A 21375-nucleotide genomic window follows, 5' to 3' on the forward strand; every position below is an offset into this window, starting at 1 on the left:
TCAAGTGCACGGCTCGCTCCGCTGCAGAGCGGCCTGTAACCTAGCGACTTCTGTTCACGCGGTGCACTCATGCTCAGCCTCTACCATGCCCCTGATCTGGAAACCCTCGGCGAACTGGCCACGCGCCTGCTTGCCCAGCCGCTCGCCGACCCCTTCGCCCCGGCGCTGGTGGTGGTGCCAAGCCAGGGCATGGGGCGCTGGCTGACGCTTGAGCTGGCACGCAAGCAGGGCATCGCCATGCAGCTGGAGATTCAGCTGCCGGCCAAGTTCGTCTGGGACCTGAGCCGCACGGTGCTTGGCAGCCTGCCCGAGCAGTCGGCGTTTTCCCCGACTACCCTGACCTGGCGGCTCTATGGCTGGCTTTGCGAGCCAACCAATCTCGAGCTGGCGCCACGTCTGGCGCAGTATCTCGACGGCGGCGATGAGCGCCGGCGGCTGTCGCTGGCGGCGAAGATCGCCGACGTGTTCGACCAATACCTGCTCTATCGCGACGACTGGCTGGCAGCCTGGGAGCGTGGCGAAACCTTCGATCTCGGTCCGGACGAAGCCTGGCAGGCGCTGCTCTGGCGCGAGCTGACCAAGGACGGCCATCCGCACCGCGCGCGGCTGCTCGACGATCTGCTGCAGCGGCTCTACAGCGACCAACCGTTGCCCGGCCTGCCCGAGCGCCTGCTGGTGTTCGGCATCAGCAGCCTGCCACCGCACCACCTGCGCGTGCTCGATGGTCTGGCGCGGCATATCGACGTGGTGGTATGCGCACTCAACCCGAGCCGCGAGGCGTGGGGCGAGATTCGCGATATCCGCGAGCTGGCGCGCCAGCCTGAGAGCGGCGCTGACGATTGGTACCTGGACGTGGGTCACCCGTTGCTGGCCAGCCTTGGCAAGCAGGGCCGGGACTTCTTCGATTCCTTGTTCAGCCTGACCGCCAGCGAAGGCAGCCAGGAGTTCGGCCTGTATTCCGAAGACGAAGACCTGCGCGACGACAGCCTGCTGCACGCCTTGCAGAACGACATCCTGCGCCTGCGTACCCGCCTGCCGGATGAGCGCATCACGCTGGGCGACGGTGACCGTTCGCTGGAAGTGCATATCGCCCATTCGCCGCTGCGCGAGGTAGAGATCCTGCATGACCAGCTGCTGGCTCGTTTCGCCGCCAACCCGGCGCTGACGCCTGATCAGGTGGTGGTGCTGACCCCCGACATCGAGCGCTACGCACCCTTTATCGAAGCCGTGTTCGCCCCCCGCGAGGGCAGCCCGCGGATTCCCTACAGCCTCGCCGACCGCAGCCTGCGCGCCGAAATGCCGCTGATCGAGGCCTTCCTCGAATTGCTGATGCTGGCGCAGAGCCGTTTTACCGCCGAGGAAGTCCTCGCTTGGCTGGAGCAGCCGGCCATTGCCCGGCGCGCCGGGATCGAAAGCGAAGACCTGCCGCTGCTGCGCGACTGGCTACGCGAAGCCGGCGTGCGTTGGGGCCGCGACGGTAGCCAGCGGGCGCGTCTCGGCCTGCCGGACGAGTCAGCCTTCACCTGGCGCCAGGGGCTGGACCGCCTGCTGCTGGGCTTTGCCGCGCCGCCGCAACTGGCTGGCGACCACGCGCCACTGCTCGGCGAGCACTGGCCGCTGGATGCCCTGGAAGGCGCGCGCGGGCAGTTGCTCGGGCGGCTGGTGGAGTTTGTCGAACGGCTCGGAGTCATGGCCGATCAGCTGGCGCGGCCGCGTCCGTTGGGCGAGTGGGCCGATGACCTGCAAATCCTGATCGACACCCTGTTCGACGAGCGCGAAGCCGGCGACACGTTGCTCTTGTTGTCCCAGGCCTGCGCGGCGTTGCGCGATCAGGCCCAGGCCGCCGACCTCACCCGGCCCATCGAGCTGGAACTGGTGCACCAGCAGCTCAGCGCCGCGTTGCAGCAGGGCGGCGGCGCCTCGGGCTTTCTCACCGGTGCGGTGACCTTCTGCACCATGGTGCCGATGCGCAGCCTGCCGTTCCGCGTGGTCTGTCTGCTCGGCCTGGACGATGGCGCCTTCCCGCGGCGCACGCCGCCGTCGGGCTTCGACCTGATTGGCCGGCATCCACGGCGCGGGGATCGTGCACGACGTCTCGATGACCGCTATCTGCTGCTGGAAACCCTGCTTTCGGCGCGTGAGGCGCTGTACCTGTCCTATGTCGGCCGCGACCCGCGCGACAACGCCGTGCTGCCGCCTTCGGTGCTGCTCAGCGAAGTGCTGGAAGCGGTCGACATGACGGCGGTGCTGGCCGATGGCACGAAGCCGGTCAGTCAGCAGGTCCTCGTCGCCCATCCATTGCAGCCCTTCTCGCCACGCAATTTTGGCGACGGGCTCTGCACCGGGTTCTCCTCGCCCTGGTTCCGCGCCGCCCAGCGCCTGGCCGAGCCACCACAGGCGCAGGCGCAACCCTTCGCCAGCGTGCTCGCCGAACCGGATGAGGCCTGGCTGACCATCGAGCCGTCGCAGCTGTTGCAGTGCTTTCGCCATCCGGCGCGCTTCCTGCTCGAACAGCGCCTTGGTTTGCGTCTGGCCGACGACCAGGAATCGCTCGCCAGTGACGAGCCCTTCGATCTGGAGATGCCGGCCTGGAATGGCCTGCGGCGTCTGTCACTGCAGGCGATGGAGCACGGCTGGAGTGATGAAGACGAACGACGTATGGCCTGCGCCGCAGGTTGGTTGCCGACGGGCGAGTTGGGCCAGGCGCTGTGGGGCAAGCTGCGCGGGCCGGTGCGTGCCTTTGCGCCGCGCCTGTTCGAACTGCGCCCGGAAGCGGTGCCCGAGCCGCTGCCGGTGGATATCACCCTGGCCGGCGTGCGTATCCATGGCTGGCTCGATGGCGTGACCCCGGCCGGACTGTTCGGCTGGAAGCTTGGCCGTCTCGGTGAGTGGGACCTGCCGCCGTTCTGGCTGCGTCATCTGCTGCTCAACCTGTCCGCCACGCCCGGTATCGAGCGCCACAGCCTGATGCTATCGCCCGCCGGTGACTGGCAACTGGGGCCGCTGGCCAATGCCGCCGAGCTGCTCGAACCCTGGCTCGCCGCCTATCGCTGTGCCATCCGTGAGCCACTGCCGTTGCTGCCGCGTAGCAGCCATGCCTTCGCCAAGGGCTATCGCAAGCCGGCCCGCGGCAGTGAACCGCTCGACTGCGCCCGCAAGCGCGCCCGCGAAGCTTGGCTCGGCGCAGAATTCAGCCCAATCGCCGCCGAAGCCGAAGACCCCTGGAACGCCTTGGCCTTCCGCGACCGCGATCCGCTGGACCAGCGCTTCGAAACACTGGCTCAGGAATTGATCGGCCCGGCACTCGACGCCCTGGCTGAAGACGAGGAGGAAGCATGAAACTCGACCTGCTCGACTCGCCCTTCGACGGCCGCTCGCTGATCGAGGCCAGCGCCGGCACCGGCAAGACCTGGACGCTCACCGCGCTCTACGCCCGTCTGCTGCTGGAGCGGCAGCTGTCGGTGGGGCAGATTCTGGTGGTCACCTACACCACCGCGGCCACCGCCGAGCTGCGCGAGCGCATCCGCGCAAGGCTGGCCGACCTGTTGGCTGTCTATGACGGCACGCCGAGCGAGGATGACTTCCTCAACCGCCTCCACGCCCGCTACCCGGACGAAGCCTCGCGCCGCCGGTTGCTACTGGCGGTGCACGGTTTCGACGAGGCGGCGATCTTCACCATTCACGGCTTCTGCCAGCGCGCCCTTCAGGACGCCGCGTTCGAGGCCGGTGGCGATTTCGACAGCGAGCTGACCGCCGATGACCGCGAGATCATCGACGCGCTGCTGGCCGACGCCTGGCGCAGCGAATTGGCTGATGCTGATCCGGCCTGGGCGCGCTTTCTGGCGAAGAGCCGGATCACGCCGCTGTGGTTACGTCAGCGCTTGCGCAGTCATCTGGGCAAGCCCTATCTGCGCGTCGAGCCGCAGGGTGCGCCGGTCGCCGCTGATCTGCGCCCGGTCGAAGCCGCCTGGCAGCGCGCCGCTGATTTGTGGAAGAGAGCGGGCAGCGCCTGGGTCGCCGAGCTGCTGGCCCATGGTGGACTCAGCCAGAGCACCCACAAAAGCATCAAATTTGCGCCCTGGCAGATGGATTTGGATGCCTATTTCGCCGATCCGGCCGTGATGTTCGACCTACCCGAGGGCGCGGCCAAGTTCGGTGTCCGCGCGCTGACGAAAGCCTGCAAGAAGGGCCATGACGCGCCCGTCTGCGAACTGGCCCATGCACTGGATGAACTGGCCGATCAGGTCGCCGAGGCGCTGCCGGCCGGCAAGCAACGCCTGATCGCCCTGCAGGTGGCGCTGCTGGAGCGGCTCAACCGTGAGCTGCCCGAACGCAAGGCGGCGCAGCGGCTGCTGGCCTTCGACGATCTGCTCAATCGTCTGGACCAGGCGCTGCAAGGCCCGGTCGGCGAAGACCTGGCGGCCTCGCTGCGTGCCACCTATCCGCTGGCGCTGATCGACGAATTCCAGGACACCGACCCGATCCAGTACGCCATCTTCAACCGCATCTACGCCAAGGGGGGCGAGGCGTCGCTGTGTTTTGTGGGCGATCCCAAACAGGCGATCTACGCCTTCCGCGGCGCGGACCTTGCAACCTATATGACGGCCAAGCAGCAGGCCGATCGCGAGCCCTTCAACCTGCCGACCAATTACCGCTCGACGCCCGAGCTGATCGCCGTCTTGAACCAGCTGTTCGATCATCCACAGCCGTTCGCCCAACCTGATCTGCGCTATCCAGCAGTAGGCGCGGCCGACAAGCCGCGTGCGAGCTTGCGGCTGGTGGAGGAGGGCGAGGCGGCGCCGCTGTCGCTGGTCTGGCTTGGCGACGATCCGCTTGGCAAGGGCGAAGCTGCACAGCTGGCGGCGAGCGACACCGCACGGCGTATCGCCCTGCAACTGGCAGGCGCTGCGGAGGGCCATGCTGGTTTCGAAAAGGACGGCGTGTTCACCCCTCTGAAAGGTGGCGACATTGCCGTGCTGGTCGCCAACCACCGGCAGGCCGGGATGATCGCCGATGAACTGGCCGCACGTGGTGTGCCCAGCGTGCGCCGAGGGCGCGACAGCGTCTGGCGCAGCGAGGAGGCCGGTGAGCTGGCCGCGGTGCTTGCCGCTTATGCCGAGCCCGGTCGTGAAGGGCTGCTGCGCTATGCACTGGCCACGCGCCTACTGGGCCGCAGCGCTGCCGATCTCGCCCGCTGCCAGGACGATCAGCAGCAGTGGGACGCCGAGCGCGAAGCCGCCGAGCGCTATCACCAGCTCTGGCAGCAGCAGGGCTTCATGCGCGTATTCCGTGCCTGGCTCGACGATCAGGCGGTGGCCGAACGGCTGCTGGCACGGGTCGATGGCGAGCGCCGGTTGACCAACCTCCTGCATCTCGGTGAACTGTTGCAGGCCGAAAGCCTGCTGCGGCCGGGGCTGGAGCCATTGCTGGCCTGGTTCAACCAGCAGCGAGGTAGCGAAGGCGCCGGCGAAGAAGCCCTGCTTCGCTTGGAAAGCGATGCCGAGCGGGTGCAGATCGTCACCATCCACACCAGCAAGGGCCTGGAATACCCGCTGGTGTTCTGCCCCTTCCTCTGGGACGGCAAGCTGCTCGGCAACAATCGCGACAACGCCCGCTGCCACGACGCTGACGGTCAGCCGCTGCTGGATCTTGGCAGCGGCGAGCTGGAGGACAACCTCGAACGCGCCCGCCAGGAAGTCTTCGCCGAACAGCTGCGCCTGGCCTATGTCGCGCTGACCCGCGCCCGTGACCGGCTTTGGCTGCACTGGGGGCCTGTGAATCTCTGCAAACCAAAAAAGGATGGCAGCCTGGCCGATGAAGGCCTGCACAGCAGCGCCCTGGCCTGGCTGCTGCATGGGCGCGAACTCCCAGGTGAACAACCGCTGAGCGAGCTGGGCAACTACTTGGCGGACTTCAACGGTGGCAGCCTGCGCCTGGCCATCGAGCGACTGGTGCAGGGAAGCGACGGCCATATGGCCTGCCTGCCGCTGGAGTCACGCGAAGCCAATGCCCAGGGTCCCGGCCGCGCCGCGCCGCCTCAGCAGCTGTCGCAGCTCAATCGCAGCCTGCACAGCGCCTGGCGCATCGGCAGTTTCTCCGGCCTTGCCGCCGGCATGCATATGGAAGCGCCGGACCGCGACGCCCTGGCCATTCCCGATGCCGGCGAGCCGGGCAGCGGCTTTTTTGCCTTTCCCCGTGGCGCGCGCGCCGGAACCTGCCTGCACGCGATTCTCGAAGACTGGGCGCGAGGCAAAGGCGAGCTGGAGGCGCTGGTCGAACCCGCTTTGCAGGCCTACGGTCTGCCGCTGGAGTGGAAGGAAATCGCCATCAGCCATCTGCAAAAGGTGCTCGACACCGATATGGATGGCGCCGGCCTGACCCTCGCCGCGTTGCAGTCGGCCAGACGCCTGCCGGAACTGGGCTTCACCTTCCCGGTGCGGGATCTGGATGTGGCGCGGCTGCGCGCATTGCTCGTCGATCCGGCCAACGGCCTCGCCGAACCCTTGCGCGAAGCGGCGGCGCGGCTGGAATTCGACAGCCTCAAGGGCTTTCTCAAAGGCTTTATCGACCTGACCTTCGAGCACAACGGCCGCTGGTACATCGCCGACTACAAGTCCAACTGGCTCGGCCCGGATGCCAGCTACTACGGCGGCGAACGGCTGCTGCAGGCGTTGGCAGGCGAGCATTACTACCTGCAATACCTGATCTATCTGGTCGCCCTGCGCCGCTTCCTGCGCCAGCGCCTGGCGGACTTCCACGACGAGCAGCTCGGCGGTGCCTTCTACCTGTTCCTGCGCGGCATGCCCGACGCCGGCGTCTACTTCGCGCGGCCGGACGATGCGCTGCTCGATGCGTTGGATCGATTGTTCGAGGAGGGCAAGTGATGCGCCCCATATTCGCAGGAGCCCTATCTCGCGAACGGCAAGCGCCCGCTCTTGTAGGAGCCAGCTTGCTGGCGATCCGCGGTACCGGAACGAGTACTGCCAGCAAGCGGGTTTCTGCTGGATCGAGGTCGCCACGATGACGAATATATTCGAGTTTCCGTTAGACCCACTGGAGCGCGCCTTCATCGCCAGTCTGCAGCGCCTCGAGCCGGATACCCCTGAAACGGTGCTGCTCGCCGCCGCGCTCTGCTGTGAAGCCCTGGCGTCCGGAGACGTCTGCCTGCCGCTGGGTCGGTTAGCCGGCAAGCGGCCATGGCCGGATCAGGATTTCAGCCTGCCGCCGCTTGCGACCTGGCGAGCGCAGCTGGACGCCTCATCGCTGATCGGTGCGCCGGGGGATTACGCACCGCTGATTCTGGTCGGGGAACGGCTCTACCTCGCCCGTTACCAGGCCTATGAACAGCAGTTGGCGGAACAGCTGCTGGCTCGTGCAGCGGACGCACCCGATGCCGACGAGGCTCAGCTGAGCGACAGCCTGGCGCGGTTGTTCGCCTTCAACCAACAGAGCCCCGACTGGCAGCGGTTAGCCGCGGCCCAGGCGGTACGTCGGCGCCTGGCGGTGATCTCCGGCGGCCCCGGCACCGGCAAGACCACCACCGTGGTACGCCTGCTGGCGGCGCTGCTCGAGCAGCCCGGCGGCGAGCGCCTCGCCATCGGCCTCGCGGCACCTACCGGCAAGGCTGCTGCGCGCATGGCCGAAGCGATCCGCAACGCCAAGGCCGATCTGCCGGTCAGTGATGCCGTCAAGGACGCTCTGCCGGACGAGGCGCGCACACTGCACCGCCTGCTCGGCAGCCGCGGCGATAGCCCGAAGGTGCGCCATGACGCGGCCAATCCGCTGGCACTGGACGTACTGGTCGTGGACGAAGCGTCGATGGTCGATCTGGCACTGATGGCCAAGCTGGTTGCAGCGCTACCGCCCAAGGCGCGCTTGATCCTGCTCGGCGACAAGGATCAGCTGGCCGCCGTGGAAGCCGGTGCGGTGTTCGCCGAACTCTGCGAAGGGCGCGGATTCGATAGTCAGGCCACGACCGATCTGCAACGCCTCACCGGGCAGAACGTACCGGTCGAGACGCCGCGCTCGCGCCTTGGCGATGCGGTGGTGCTGCTCACCCACAGCCACCGCTTCGCCGGCGACAGCGGCATCGGCGAACTGGCGCGGCGCATCAACGCTGGTGACGCCAAGGGCACCGTCGCGCTGCTGCAGGAAGGCCGTGCAGACCTCGCCTGGAGCGCAACGCCCAGCCCGACCGCATTGATCGAGAGGCTGGAACAGGGTTATGCACCTTACCTGCAGGCCGCACGCCAGACCGATCCATCCGCCGCGTTCGAGGCCTTCAACGGTTTCCGCGCGCTGACTGCCCAGCGCGAAGGCGCCTTTGGCGTCACTGGCATCAACGAGGCGCTGGAAGCGCGCTTCAAGCGTCGCCTCGGTGTGCCCGCCCGCGAACGCTGGTACCCCGGCCGCGCGGTGATGGTCCGGCAGAACGACTACGCCCTGGGCCTGTTCAACGGCGATATCGGCTTGTGTCTGAAAACCGAGCAGGGCCTGCGGGTGTTCTTCGAGGGCGACGAGGGCTATCGCGGCTTTGCCCCGGCACGGTTGCCGAGTCATGACAGCGCCTTCGCCATGACCGTGCACAAAAGCCAGGGCTCAGAGTTCACCGAGGTGCTGCTGGCGTTGCCGGAACAGCCCAGCCCGCTGCTGACGCGCTCGCTGTTCTACACGGGCATCACCCGCGCCAAGCGCAAGGTGGAGATCTGGGCGCTGCCGGCGCGGCTGGCCGAAGCGGTCAATACCCGCGCCGAGCGCGCCGCAGGATTGGCCGAACGCTTGGCGCCCCCCAGCGCTCAGACCAGAGCCACAGAGGCAGTGCCGGCGGCCAAGCCAGATGAGCCAAAAAGCGATCAGCTCAGCCTGTTCTAAACCGTGCGCGCCTGCTCGAAGCCGACATGATCGCTGCTCATCGCCGCCTGTTTCGTGAAGCGGTTGTGCGTATGGCGCTCGGAATTCTGTTCCGATGCGCTTTCGCCAAAAGCCGACACCGGGACTTGCGATGAGAACCTTCTTTCTTCTGCTATGGGGCGCACTCAGCCTGTTCATCAGCACCGCGGCGCTGCGTGAACTCTGGCTCGCGCCGTCCGTGGCCAGCGGTTTCGCCCTGCTGCTGGTGGTCTATTACATCGTTTGCTTCTTCCAGCTGATTCGCGCCGCCTACCTGCCATGGGGGCTGCTGGGTGCGTACCGGCGCAGCGGCTACTGGCTGTGCCTGATCCTGCTGCCGCTGACGCTGATCCCGCTGTACGCCGCCTACCAGATCTGGGAGCAGGGCGGTTACGTTGCAGTGGAAGCCTCGTTGCACACCGAATGGCTGCACCTGCTGCTCGGTTGGCTGCAGGACGCCCTCGGTTATCTCGGCCCGCTGCTGGTGCTCGGCGCGCTGGGTGTCGGCATGGCGCTGATGCTGCTGCGTCTGCTACGCGGGCAGGTCGCGCGCTGATCAGCCGTTGAGCAGCGTCAGCACCAGCGGCAGGCTGGCCGCCGCGAGCAGGGTCTGCAGGGTGATGATGCCAGCCATCAGATGGCTGTCGCCGCCGAGCTGGCGGGTGAGCACGTAGGCAGTGGGGGCGGTGGGCAGGGCGAAGAACAGCACCAGGATGGTGGTTTCCATATCGGGCAGGCCGAGCACCATCGCCACACCGTAGGCGAGCAGCGGAACGGCCAGCAGGCGCACCGCGCTGTTCCAGCCCAGCGCCGGGATTTCCCCGCCCAGCTCCTGGGGTTTGAGCGCCGCGCCGACGCAGAGCAGGCCCAACGGCAGGCTGGCGGCGGCGAGCAGACCTAGCAGGCGGTCGGTGCCGCCGGGCAGACCCAGGCCCGACAGATTGACCAGCGCGCCGGCGATACAGGCGAGAATCAGCGGGTTCTTTGCGATGGGCAGCAGCAGACCGCGCACGCTGACGCCGCGCTCGGCGGTCAGCGCCCACACCGACATCACGTTCACCGTCGGCACCATCAGCGCCAGCATCAGCGCAGCCAACGCCAGACCTTCCTTGCCGAACAGGCTGCCCACCGCGGCCAGGCCGAGGTAGGTGTTGAAACGCAGCACGCCCTGGGTGATGGCGCCGAAGCGGCCGGCAGACCAGCCGCGCAACCGCTTGGCGATCAGCAGCCCGATCCAGGCCAGGCCCAGGCCGAGCATCACGGCACCGGCCAGGCGCGGCAGTGCTGGGTTATCCAGCGGCGCTGTGGCCAGGCTGCTGAACAGCAGGGCGGGAAATAGGATGAAGTAGTTGATGCGCTCGGCGCCGGGCCAGAATTCGGCACTGGGAAAGGCGCGCAGGCGCAGGAAATAGCCGGCGACGATAAGGGCGAACAGGGGCCAGAGGGCGAGTAGCAGGGCGGTCACGGATACATCCAACAGTGCATGTAGCGCGATCTTCGATGCTGCCATCCGCCAGTGCAACCCTCATCTTCGAGCTGGCGTGGCGGCAGCGGTGCTACGTCGGTCGGACGGTTGTCTGTTGCGTGGTGGCTTGGTGATATCATCGCGCGTCGAACCTGCGAGCTTCCGATGCGCCACATACCCCCCCAGGCCTCTACCGAGGACTTCCGCGATACGCCTTATGGCCGGCAGTTGCATGGCGGGTTCCGTCTGCTGCGCTTCGCGCCGGAGCTGGAGAGGGAGTTTCGGCGCTATCTGGATCGTCATGCGCGACTATCGCAACGCCTCGCCGCCCTGCTGTTGATCTTCGCGGTCGGTGGATATCTGTATTGCGAACACCGGTTGTTCGATCTTGCCGATACCGGCTGGCTGACAACGCTGACGCTGTTGCGCCTCCTGCAGATTCTGCCGGGCGTCGTCGTGCTGGTGCTGACCTTCTACAGCCGCAGGTTTCGCGCGCAGGCCAACCGCATATTTCCGGTGCTGCTGGTGATGGTCGGCATGCTGGCCGCGCTGATCGACATCCGCTTCGAAACGCTCGATGCGGAGCTGAATTTCCGTTATGGCGCCGGGCTGCTGATCGTCGCGTCGTTCTTCTTTCTCGGCGTGACGTTCTGGTGGGCGCTGCTGTGCGCGGTGCTGATCGTGCTGGCCGATGTGTGCATGGCTAGCCTGATCCTGTCGGCCGAGCAGATGCCGGAACACTGGATCGCCGTCAGCTACTACCTGCTGTTGCTGATCATCGGCGCGATCAGTCGCTATGTTCATGAGTACTCGCAGCGCGACCAGTTCCTCACCCGCCAACTGCTGGGCTGGGTCGCCGAGCACGACGCGCTCAGCGGTCTGGCCAACCGGCGCAGTTATGATCGCGCGCTGCCCCAGCGGATCGCCCAGGCCCGCCGAGACCGGCGCCCGCTGAGCCTTCTGCTGCTCGATCTGGATGATTTCAAGGCCTATAACGACACCTTCGGCCATCCGGCCGGCGATGCACTGATCCGCGCCTTCGGCGAGCTGCTCGCCGGCTTCGCGCGGCGCCCGCTGGACGAGGCGGCACGGGTTGGCGGTGAGGAGTTCGCACTGCTGCTGTACAACTGCGACAACGCCGCTGCACAGCGCATTGCCCGTCAGGTGATCAACGCGCTGGCCGCGCTGGATATCAGACATCCGCATGATCCGGCGGCGCGTGTGGGTGTCAGTATCGGGATCGCCACGTTGCAGGACGGCCAGCAGGCCGAGCAGCTCTATCACTGCGCCGATACCGCGCTATATCAGGCCAAGAGTGGTGGCAAGAATCGCTTTGCCGTCGCGGCCGGGCTACTGCGACCCGAGCCACAGCCTCACTAGCGGATGGCTTAGCGGCGCGGTGGCACCGAGCGGGTGCGGCCGCTGCCGTCGATGGCGACGAATACGAAGACGGCTTCGGTGACCTTGCGCCACTCGCTGGACAGCGGGTCATCACTCCAGACTTCCACCAGCATGCGGATCGAGCTGCGCCCGACCTCCAGCGTCTGGGTATAGAAGGACAGCTGCGCGCCAACCGCTACCGGAACCATGAACGCCATGCGATCGATGGAGACCGTGGCGACACGGCCGGCGGCCACGCGGCTTGCCATCGCAGTGCCGGCCAGATCCATCTGCGACACCAGCCAACCGCCATAGATATCGCCAAAACCATTGGTTTCCCGCGGCAATGCGGTGAGCTGCAGGGCCAGGTCGCCCTGCGGGATCGGATCTTCCTGTTCGTATTCTTTCATTCGGTCGGACTCGCGGCGCGTTGTTGTTCTGGCGCGAAATGCCCGCTCTGGCACGGGCGACGGCGCGAGTATAGCGGCTGTGTTGCGCTACAGCGACCGAACCAGGTCAACGGTGCGCTTGGTAATCAGATTGTCACACTTGCTTCATAGAGTGTTCACACGGCCTGCAGATACTGGCCCCCGTTCCAACACACTCGAGCACACACCTGCTAGGAGCAAGGTATGAAACTGAATCGTTTGATGGCGGCCCTGACCTTTGTAGCCGCTGGCGTTGGCGCCGCGAGCGCGGTCGCTGCTGTGGACCCGGCGCTGCCGAGCTACCAGAAGACTTCCGGTGTTTCCGGCAACCTGTCCAGTGTCGGTTCGGACTCCCTGGCCAACCTGATGACCCTGTGGGCTGAGGAATTCAAGCGCAGCTATCCGAACGTCAACATCCAGATTCAGGCTGCCGGCTCCTCCACCGCGCCGCCCGCTCTGACCGAAGGCACCTCCAACATGGGCCCGATGAGCCGCCCGATGAAGGACAACGAGATTCAGGCCTTCGAAGAGAAGTATGGCTACAAGCCAACTGCCGTTCCGGTGGCCATCGACGCCCTGGCGGTGTTCGTGCACAAGGACAACCCGATCAAGTCGCTGGACATCGAGCAAGTCGACGCGATCTTCTCCAGCACCCGCCTGTGCGGTGGCGAGAAGGACATCAAGACCTGGGGCGACCTGGGTATGACCGGCGAGTGGGCGGCCAAGCCGATCCAGCTGTTCGGTCGCAACTCGGTATCCGGCACCTACGGCTACTTCAAGGAAGAAGCCCTGTGTAAAGGTGACTTCAAGTCGAACGTCAACGAGCAGCCGGGCTCCGCTTCGGTGGTGCAGTCGATCTCCAGCACCCTGAACGCCATTGGTTACTCGGGTATCGGCTACAAGACCTCCAGCGTCCGCGCCGTACCGCTGTCCAAGGGTGGCGAGGCTTTCGAGGCCAACGAAGAGAACGCTCTGGCTGGCAAGTTCCCGCTGGCGCGCTTCTTCTACGTCTACGTCAACAAGGCGCCGAACAAGCCGCTGAGCCCGATCGACGCCGAGTTCCTCAAGCTGGTGCTCTCCAAGCAGGGCCAGGAAGTCGTGGTCAAGGATGGCTACATCCCGCTGCCGAAGAAGGTGGTCGACAAGACCATGCAGGACCTGGGTCTGTAAGACCCGCGTGACGGCCGGCGACGTAGCGCGCCGGTCATGCGCAGATGCCCGCCACGCGAAACGCGCTGGCGGGCTTCGTCGCGTCACCTGGCTGTAATTTTTCTGTCACACAGCTTCATTAGATTAGGCGCCCCGAAGGGCCGCTCTGGCCCAGGAGCCCTGGCATGAACGACATGGAAAACATGACCGCGAATTCCGATGTGCAACGGCTGGACTTCAACACGCCGGCGCTGCAACGCAAGCGCCGCATCCGCGCGCTGAAAGATCACCTGGCGCGCTGGTACGTGTCCATCGGCGGTCTGGCGGTGCTGGTCGCCATTACCCTGATCTTCTTCTACCTGGCGCAGGTCGTACTGCCAATGTTCCAGGGCGCCGAGCTGGAAAGCCGCGCGGCGCAGCAACCGGCCTGGTTGGCCGATGCCGGCGAGCCGCTGCTGCTGGCGGTGGAGGAGCAGAACCAGGTCGCAATGCGCCTGGGTTCCGACGGGCAGGTGCGCTTCTTCGGGCTGAGCGACGGTGCACTGCTGTCGAGCAAGACGTTGCCGCTGCCAGCCGGCAGCCGTGTCGTCTCGGTGGGGCAGGACACGCCAAGCACACGCCGGCTGGTGCTGGGCCTGGATAACGGCCAGGCGCTGGTGCTCGAGCACAACTACAAGGTCACCTACCCAAACAATAAGAAGACCATCACCCCCGAACTCGCTTATCCCTTCGGTGAGGAGCCGCTGCAGCTCGACCCCGAGGGTCGGCCGATCGATCAGGCCGCCATCAGCCTGAACGGCAAGACGTTGCTCGTTGCCGGCGCTACCGGCACGGCATTGCACGCTCAGCGCATCGCCAGCAGCGAAAACCTGATGACTGGCGAGGTGACGCTGGAGCAGGAACGCCTCAATCTGCCGCAACTGGCCGAGCCGATTCGCCAGCTGCTGCTCGACCCGCGGCATATGTGGCTCTACGCAATCAGCGGCAAGGCCAGCGCGGATGTCTTCGATCTGCGCCGCAAGCAGCTCAATGGTCGCTACAAGCTGGTCGGTGACGGCAGCGAGATCACCACGATCAGCCCGCTGCTGGCGGGCATATCGCTGATGATCGGCGACTCCAAGGGTGGCATCGGCCAGTGGTTCATGGTGCGCTCCGCCGACGGCCAGGCGGAGCTGAAGAACGTACGCAACTTCAAGCTGGGCAGCAGCCCGATCCGCCAGATCCTGCCGGAGGAGCGCCGCAAGGGCTTCCTCGCGCTGGATGACGCCGGCAGCATCGGCATTTTCCACAGCACCGCGCATCGCACCTTGCTCAAGGAACAGGTCGCTGAAGGCGCCGCTTTGGCTGCCATGTCGCCGCGTGCCACGCGCCTGCTGGTGGAGTCGGAGCAGGGTCTGCAGCGCTTCGTGATCGACAACCCGCACCCGGAAATCTCCTGGAGCGCGCTGTGGGGCAAGGTCTGGTACGAGAGCTATCCGGAGCCGGACTATGTCTGGCAGTCGACCTCGGCCAATGGCGACTTCGAACCCAAGCTGAGCCTCGCGCCGCTGGCCTTCGGCACGCTCAAGGCGGCGTTCTACGCGATGCTGCTGGCGGCCCCGCTGGCGATCTGTGCGGCGTTCTACACCGCGTACTTCATGGCGCCCAGGCTGCGCAGCAAGGTCAAGCCGATCATCGAACTGATGGAAGCGTTGCCGACGGTGATCCTTGGCTTCTTCGCCGGCCTGTTCCTCGCGCCGTTCCTGGAAAACCACCTGCCGGGCATCTTCAGCCTGCTGTTGCTGATGCCGGTCGGCATTCTCTTCGCTGCCTGGACCTGGAGCCGCCTGCCTCAGGCCGTGCGTCTCGCGGTGCCGGATGGCTGGGAAGCCGTGCTGCTGATCCCGGTGATCCTGCTGATCGGCTTCGGCTCGCTGGAAATCAGCGGCCATCTGGAGAATTGGTTCTTTGGCGGTGACATGCGCCTGTGGCTGTCCAACGACATGGGTATTCCTTTCGATCAGCGCAACGCGCTGGTAATCGGCCTGGCGATGGGCTTCGCGGTGATCCCGACCATCTACTCGATTGCTGAAGACGCCGTGTTCAGCGTGCCGCGCAGCCTGACGCTGGGCTCGCTGGCTTTGGGCGCCACGCCCTGGCAGACGCTCACCCGCGTGGTGCTGCTGACCGCCAGCCCGGGCATTTTCTCCGCGCTGATGATCGGCATGGGCCGCGCCGTGGGCGAAACCATGATCGTGCTGATGGCCACCGGCAACACGCCGATCATGGAAGCCAACATCTTCGAAGGCATGCGCACCCTGGCCGCCAACGTCGCCGTGGAGATGCCCGAGTCCGAGGTCGGCGGCACCCATTACCGCGTGCTCTTCCTCGCCGCGCTGGTACTGCTGATGTTCACCTTTGTGATGAACACCCTCGCCGAGCTGATTCGTCAGCGTCTGCGTGGAAAGTACGCCAGCCTGTAAACCAGATTTCGCAGAAGGTATCGATCCGTGAAAAAGGATTCGTTGAACACCTGGGTCAAGAGCGGCACACCCTGGATCTGGATGAACGCCGGCGCGGTGTCCATCGCCGTGATCATGACTCTGGGGCTGCTGGCGATCATCGCCGTGCGCGGTCTGGCGCACTTCTGGCCGGCCGATGTGATTGTCGCCGACTACAGCATGCCGGGCGCCGAGATGCGCGTGCTGGCCGGTGAGGTGGTCCAGGCTGAAGAGGTGCCACGCGCGCGTCTGGCGGCCAGCGGCCTGCCGGTGAACGTCGAAGGTGGCGAGTTCATGACTCGCGAGCTGCTCAAGGTCGGCAACCGCGAGGTGTACGGCGCGGATTTCTCCTGGGTGGTTGGAGAGTGGCTGAGCAATCAGCACACGCCCGCCGAGCTGATGGTGCTGGAGCGTCGTGAGTGGGGCAATTTCTATGGCTACCTGCTCAACGTGAAGGAAGCCGGCCAGCTGGTCGCCGAGGGAGAAGGCGCCTGGAACGAGTTGCAGGCACGCATCGACCGCGTCGACCAGCTGCACACGCAGATATCTCGTATCGAAAAGGTGGAGATCGGCCGCATCAACCACGGCCTCGAGCGTCTGCGCCTGAAGACCCGTCAGCTGGAGCTGAACGATCGCCTGGACGCGGCTGCCCAGGCCGAGCTGGATGCCGAGCGCGCCCAGTGGGATGCCGAGTACCGGGTGCTGGAAGAAAAGCTGGTCGCCCTGCAGCAGCAGTTCAACCGCGACAGCATCACCGTGCGCACGGCCGACGGCCGCGAGCAGGAGATCACCCTGGGCAAGGTGGTGCGGGCGTTCCAGCCCAATGCCATGTCGACGCCGCAGAAGCTGATGTTCTACTTCGCCAAGCTGTGGGAATTCGTCAGCGACGAGCCGCGCGAGGCGAACACCGAGGGCGGCGTGTTTCCGGCGATCTTCGGTACCGTACTGATGACCCTGATCATGGCGGTGATCGTCACCCCGTTCGGCGTGATCGCCGCGGTATACCTGCGTGAATACGCCAAGCAGGGCCTGCTCACCCGGATCATCCGCATCGCGGTAAACAACCTGGCCGGGGTGCCGTCGATCGTCTACGGCGTGTTCGGCCTGGGCTTCTTCGTCTACGTCCTGGGCGGCTCGCTGGACCGGCTGTTCTACCCCGAAGCCGCACCGGCACCGGTGTTCGGCACGCCGGGCCTGATGTGGGCTTCGCTGACTCTGGCAATCCTCACTTTGCCGGTGGTGATCGTTGCCACCGAGGAAGGCCTGGCGCGCATCCCACGGATGATCCGCGAAGGCTCGCTGGCCCTTGGTGCGACCAAGTCGGAGACGCTGTGGAAGGTGGTTTTGCCAATGGCCAGCCCGGCAATGATGACCGGCCTGATCCTTGCCGTGGCCCGCGCCGCCGGTGAAGTGGCGCCGCTGATGCTGGTCGGTGTGGTCAAGCTGGCACCGAACCTGCCGCTCAATGGCAACTACCCCTACCTGCATCTGGACCAGAAGATCATGCACCTGGGCTTCCACATCTACGACGTCGGCTTCCAGAGCCCCAACGTCGAGGCGGCACGGCCGCTGGTGTATGCGACTGCGCTGCTGCTGGTGCTGGTGATCGCCGCGCTCAACTTCACAGCGATCTACATCCGCAACCACCTGCGCGAGAAGTACAAGGCGCTGGATCATTAATTGAAGCGGCAAGCTCAAGCCACCGGCCTCGGGAGAAACGAGGCGCTGACTTGGGCTTGCAGCCTGTAGCTTGCAGCTGGCAGCTGCGAACGGAGCGAGCACATGCAAACCAACACGCATTCCATCGACATCTCGGCCCTCGGCCGCGACAAGCGCAGCCTGAGCCTGGCCAACGAGCAGGTCGCCATCGAAGTGCCCGATCTGAGCCTGTACTACGGCCAGAAGCAGGCGCTGTTCAACGTCGCGATGAACATCCCCAAGCAGCGCGTGACTGCCTTCATCGGCCCGTCCGGCTGTGGCAAGTCGACCCTGCTGCGTTGCTTCAACCGCATGAACGACCTGGTCGACGGCTGCCGCATCGAGGGTGCGATCAACCTCGACGGCACCAACATCTACCGCAAGGGCGAAGACGTGGCCGACCTGCGTCGCCGCGTTGGCATGGTGTTCCAGAAGCCCAACCCGTTCCCCAAGAGCATCTACGAGAACGTGGTCTACGGCCTGCGCATCCAGGGCATCAAGCAGAAGCGCGTGCTCGACGAGACCGTCGAATGGGCGCTCAAGGGCGCTGCGCTGTGGGATGAGGTGAAGGACCGTCTGCACGAATCGGCGCTCGGCCTCTCCGGCGGTCAGCAGCAGCGTCTGGTCATCGCCCGCACCATCGCCGTGCAGCCGGAAGTACTGCTGCTCGACGAGCCGAGTTCGGCGCTCGACCCGATCTCCTCGCTGAAGGTCGAAGAACTGATCTACGAACTGAAGACCAAGTACACCATCGTCATCGTCACCCACAACATGCAGCAGGCCGCGCGGGTATCCGACTACACGGCGTTCATGTACATGGGCAAACTGATCGAGTACGGCGATACCGATACGCTGTTCACCAACCCGGCCAAGAAGCAGACGGAAGACTACATCACGGGCCGCTACGGCTAGTCTGGCCATGTCAGAGGGCGCCAGGCGGCGTCGGCGGAACTTGCCGTACAAATCGTACTGTCTGCGTTCCGCCTCCTTGCCTGACACACTCTGCCAAAGCCCAGACGGGTTTGCGTGGTACTCATTTTTTCCAGGTGCGCTGCGCACCAGATCCGCCTAGCGGCAGTCTCCTCGGAGCGAGAACAATGATCAGTAAAGACAGCCACACCCAACACATTTCCCAGCAGTTCAACGCCGAGCTCGAGGAGGTGCGCAGCCACCTGCTGGCCATGGGCGGGCTGGTGGAGAAGCAAGTCAATGACGCGGTGACCGCCCTGATCCAGGCCGATTCGGGCCTCGCTCAGCAGGTGCGCGACGTCGATGACCAGATCAACCAGATGGAGCGCAACATCGACGAGGAGTGCGTGCGCATCCTCGCCCGCCGTCAGCCGGCGGCCTCCGACCTGCGTCTGATCATCAGCATTTCCAAGTCGGTGATCGACCTCGAGCGCATCGGTGACGAGGCGACCAAGATCGCCCGCCGCGCCATCCAGCTGTGCGAGGAAGGCGAGTCGCCCAAGGGCTATGTCGAGGTGCGCCACATCGGCGACCAGGTACGCAAGATGGTGCAGGAAGCGCTCGACGCCTTCGCCCGCTTCGATGCCGACCTCGCGCTGTCGGTGGCGCAGTACGACAAGACCGTCGACCGCGAATACAAGACCGCGCTGCGCGAACTGGTCACCTACATGATGGAAGACCCGCGCTCGATCTCCCGCGTGCTCAGCGTGATCTGGGCCCTGCGCTCGCTGGAACGCATCGGCGACCACGCACGCAACATCGCCGAGCTGGTGATCTACCTGGTGCGCGGCACCGACGTGCGCCACCTGGGCCTGGCGCGCATGGCCGAGGAAGTGGAAGGCTCGAAGGAGCGCTGATTCGCGGTCGCGGGGCGGGCAGCGATGTCCGCCCGGCGCCAAAATCTGCGGACAGAGCCGCCGCTGGCGTTGAGGCTCGACCCATCCACCGGCATCGGTTCGCCCGCACGGATGCCGCTCAGGTGCGGATCAGCGCCTCGCTCAGATAATCGATCAGCGCCCGCGTCTTCGGTGGCAGATGATGATTCTGCCGCCACAGCAGCCAGGCCGCGCCCTGGTATGAACCGGTGTAGCGCCACTGCGGCAGCACTTCGCGCAAGCGTCCCTCGGCCAGTGCCTGGGCTGCGGTGAAGTGCGGCAGGCAGGTGATGCCAAGACCCGCCAGCGCTACCTGCAGCCGCGCTTCGCTGTGGTTGCTGATGTAGCGGCCACGCACCGTCACCGTTTCCTGCTGCTCGCCGCGGCGCAGGTGCCAGCGATTGTCCCCGGCCGTTTCCCCCAGATACAGACAGCTGTGGCGCAGCAGGTCCTGCGGATGCTGCGGCTCGCCGTGGCGTTGCAGGTAGTCGGGGCTGGCGCAGAGCAGCTGGCGTACCGGTCCGAGCGGTTTGCCGGCCAGGCCTTCGGGTGGGGTGTCGGTGACCAGTACCAGCAGGTCGAAGCCGTCCTCGATCAGGTCCGGGCTCTGGTCGCTGATCCGCAGCTGCACATCGACCTCGGGGTAGCGCTGCAGAAAGGCCGGCATCAACGGTCCGACGACGAACTTGCCATAGGCCTTGGGCACGCTCAGGCGCACCAGCCCGCGCGGGCTGCGCATCAGCCGTTCGCCGATGGCGACGGCGGCGTCGGCCGCATCGAGCATGTCCCGGCAATGCTGGTAGAACTCCGCCCCGGCCTCGTTCAGCCGCAGCTGGCGCGTCGTGCGTTCCAGCAGGCGCAGTGCCAGAGCCTGCTCCAGCCGGGCCACCTGGCGGCTTACCGCCGACGGTGTGCTGCCCAGCCGCCGAGCGGCGCCAGAGAAGCTGCCGGCCTCGACCACCCGCACGAACACGGCCATGTAGGGCAGCAGAGCTGCGCTGTCATTCGTTCCCATGCGGAACAGGTCCTGTGCTGTTTCGCTGGATTATCGACCGTGGCGGCAGGCCCGACAATCAGCGCCTGATTGGTGCGGGGATTCGAACATGAAAGGCACGTCGAGACAGGGGCTGTGGCTGGCCGATGGCATGCTGCTGATGGTGGCGCTGATCTGGGGCAGCAGCTATGCAGTGGCCAAGCAGGCGCTGCTGTTCTATCCGGTGCTGGGTTTCTTGGCGATTCGCTTCGGCCTGACCTTCGTCCTGTTGCTGCCGCAACTGCGCGGGGTCGGCCGCCGGGCGCTGCGCCCCGGTCTGCCGTTGGGGCTGGTGATGCTGGCGATCTTTCTCTGCGAGACCTGGGGCGTGATGCTGACCAGCGCCAGCAATGCGGCGTTTCTGATCAGCCTGTGCGTGGTGATCACACCGTTCATGGAATGGCTGCTGCTGCGCCAGCGGCCGCACAACACGCTGTTCCTCGCCTGCGCGCTGTCGCTGGCGGGCGTCTGGCTGCTGACCGGCGGGCCGCAGCTGTCGCTCAATCTCGGCGATGCGCTGATGCTGGCCGCCGCATTGCTGCGCGCGGTGCTGGTCTGCCTGACCCGGCAATTGACGGCCGGTCAGGCGATTCCCGCGCTGGCGTTGACTGCGGTGCAGAGCGGGGTCGTTGCGAGCGGCTGTATCCTTCTCGGCTTGTCTTTGCCTGGCGAGCTGCCTGCGCTGCCAGGGGAGCCGGCGTTCTGGTTCGCGGCGCTGTATCTGGTGCTGTTCGCCACGCTGTTCGCCATGTACGCGCAGAACCGCGCGCTGGGGCGCAGCAGTGCAACGCGGGTGTCGCTGCTGATGGGCTCCGAACCGCTGTTCGGCGCGATCATCGCCGGCCTCTGGCTGGGTGAGCGGCTGGGGCCGATGGGCTGGGCGGGTGGGTCGCTGATCATGCTGGCAACGCTGTGCACCTTGAGCATCGGCCGCCAGCCGGCGCCGAGCACGGCCGGCGATGGTGCACCGATCCGTGCCCGTGCCTAGCGCGTACGCACGGCGGGGCTT

At 65.9% G+C, this 21375-nt stretch carries 14 protein-coding genes; 11 read left to right on the forward strand and 3 right to left on the reverse strand.

Going from position 1 to position 21375, the window contains the following annotated elements; all coding sequences use genetic code 11:
* Positions 1–69: 69 nt before the first annotated feature.
* The 4 genes from recC to CW305_RS20425 all read left to right on the forward strand — a co-directional run bounded on the left by recC (position 70) and on the right by CW305_RS20425 (position 9445).
* A complete protein-coding gene (recC, locus tag CW305_RS20410; RefSeq protein ID WP_104098806.1) occupies positions 70–3339 on the forward strand; it encodes an exodeoxyribonuclease V subunit gamma in 3270 nt (1089 codons plus the stop codon).
* Positions 3336–6884, forward strand: coding sequence for an exodeoxyribonuclease V subunit beta (gene recB / locus CW305_RS20415; protein ID WP_104098807.1), 3549 nt, complete (start codon positions 3336–3338; stop codon positions 6882–6884). Before recC ends, recB begins: the two co-directional genes overlap by 4 nt.
* Positions 6885–7020: 136 nt before the next feature.
* Positions 7021–8871: an exodeoxyribonuclease V subunit alpha gene (gene recD / locus CW305_RS20420; RefSeq protein WP_104098808.1), complete on the forward strand. Its 1851-nt coding sequence runs from the start codon at positions 7021–7023 to the stop codon at positions 8869–8871.
* Positions 8872–9001: 130 nt separating this feature from the next.
* The gene (locus CW305_RS20425; protein ID WP_023443983.1) at positions 9002–9445 is read left to right on the forward strand and encodes a hypothetical protein; all 444 of its coding nucleotides are present in this window, start codon (positions 9002–9004) and stop codon (positions 9443–9445) included.
* On the opposite strand, the gene CW305_RS20430 is transcribed toward CW305_RS20425, so the two are convergent.
* Positions 9446–10354, reverse strand: coding sequence for an AEC family transporter (locus tag CW305_RS20430; protein WP_104099119.1), 909 nt, complete (start codon positions 10352–10354; stop codon positions 9446–9448).
* Between the two features lie 165 nt (positions 10355–10519).
* Between CW305_RS20430 and CW305_RS20435 the strand changes: the two genes are divergently transcribed.
* Complete coding sequence (locus CW305_RS20435; protein WP_104098809.1) at positions 10520–11734, forward strand: GGDEF domain-containing protein; 1215 nt, start codon at positions 10520–10522, stop codon at positions 11732–11734.
* An 8-nt stretch (positions 11735–11742) separates the two neighbouring features.
* Here the strand turns inward: CW305_RS20435 and CW305_RS20440 are convergent, their stop codons facing one another.
* Positions 11743–12144, reverse strand: coding sequence for an acyl-CoA thioesterase (locus CW305_RS20440; protein ID WP_003303235.1), 402 nt, complete (start codon positions 12142–12144; stop codon positions 11743–11745).
* A gap of 222 nt (positions 12145–12366) precedes the next feature.
* Here CW305_RS20440 and CW305_RS20445 point away from each other — a divergent pair, with 222 nt between their 5' ends.
* The 5 genes from CW305_RS20445 (at position 12367) to phoU (ending at position 19315) form a co-directional block, all read left to right on the forward strand.
* Positions 12367–13332: a PstS family phosphate ABC transporter substrate-binding protein gene (locus CW305_RS20445; protein WP_014818690.1), complete on the forward strand. Its 966-nt coding sequence runs from the start codon at positions 12367–12369 to the stop codon at positions 13330–13332.
* A 164-nt stretch (positions 13333–13496) separates the two neighbouring features.
* Positions 13497–15773, forward strand: coding sequence for an ABC transporter permease subunit (locus CW305_RS20450; protein WP_014818691.1), 2277 nt, complete (start codon positions 13497–13499; stop codon positions 15771–15773).
* A 27-nt stretch (positions 15774–15800) separates the two neighbouring features.
* Complete coding sequence (gene pstA, locus CW305_RS20455) at positions 15801–17471, forward strand: phosphate ABC transporter permease PstA (protein ID WP_104098810.1); 1671 nt, start codon at positions 15801–15803, stop codon at positions 17469–17471.
* Between the two features lie 102 nt (positions 17472–17573).
* Positions 17574–18401, forward strand: a complete 828-nt coding sequence (pstB, locus tag CW305_RS20460) for a phosphate ABC transporter ATP-binding protein PstB (protein WP_104098811.1) — start codon at positions 17574–17576, stop codon at positions 18399–18401.
* Between the two features lie 185 nt (positions 18402–18586).
* Positions 18587–19315 carry a phosphate signaling complex protein PhoU gene (gene phoU / locus CW305_RS20465; RefSeq protein ID WP_003303228.1) on the forward strand — a complete coding sequence of 243 codons (729 nt, stop codon included), beginning with the start codon at positions 18587–18589 and terminating at the stop codon, positions 19313–19315.
* 118 nt (positions 19316–19433) lie between these two features.
* Here phoU and CW305_RS20470 read toward each other — a convergent pair whose 3' ends face one another.
* A complete protein-coding gene (locus CW305_RS20470; protein ID WP_104098812.1) occupies positions 19434–20348 on the reverse strand; it encodes a LysR family transcriptional regulator in 915 nt (304 codons plus the stop codon).
* A gap of 88 nt (positions 20349–20436) precedes the next feature.
* On the opposite strand from CW305_RS20470, the gene CW305_RS20475 reads away from it, so the two are divergent.
* Positions 20437–21354, forward strand: a complete 918-nt coding sequence (locus CW305_RS20475) for a DMT family transporter (RefSeq protein ID WP_104098813.1) — start codon at positions 20437–20439, stop codon at positions 21352–21354.
* The last annotated feature ends 21 nt before the right edge of the window (positions 21355–21375 follow it).

The organism is Stutzerimonas kunmingensis (assembly GCF_002929225.1).
In the GTDB taxonomy this organism is placed as follows: Bacteria; Pseudomonadota; Gammaproteobacteria; order Pseudomonadales; family Pseudomonadaceae; genus Stutzerimonas.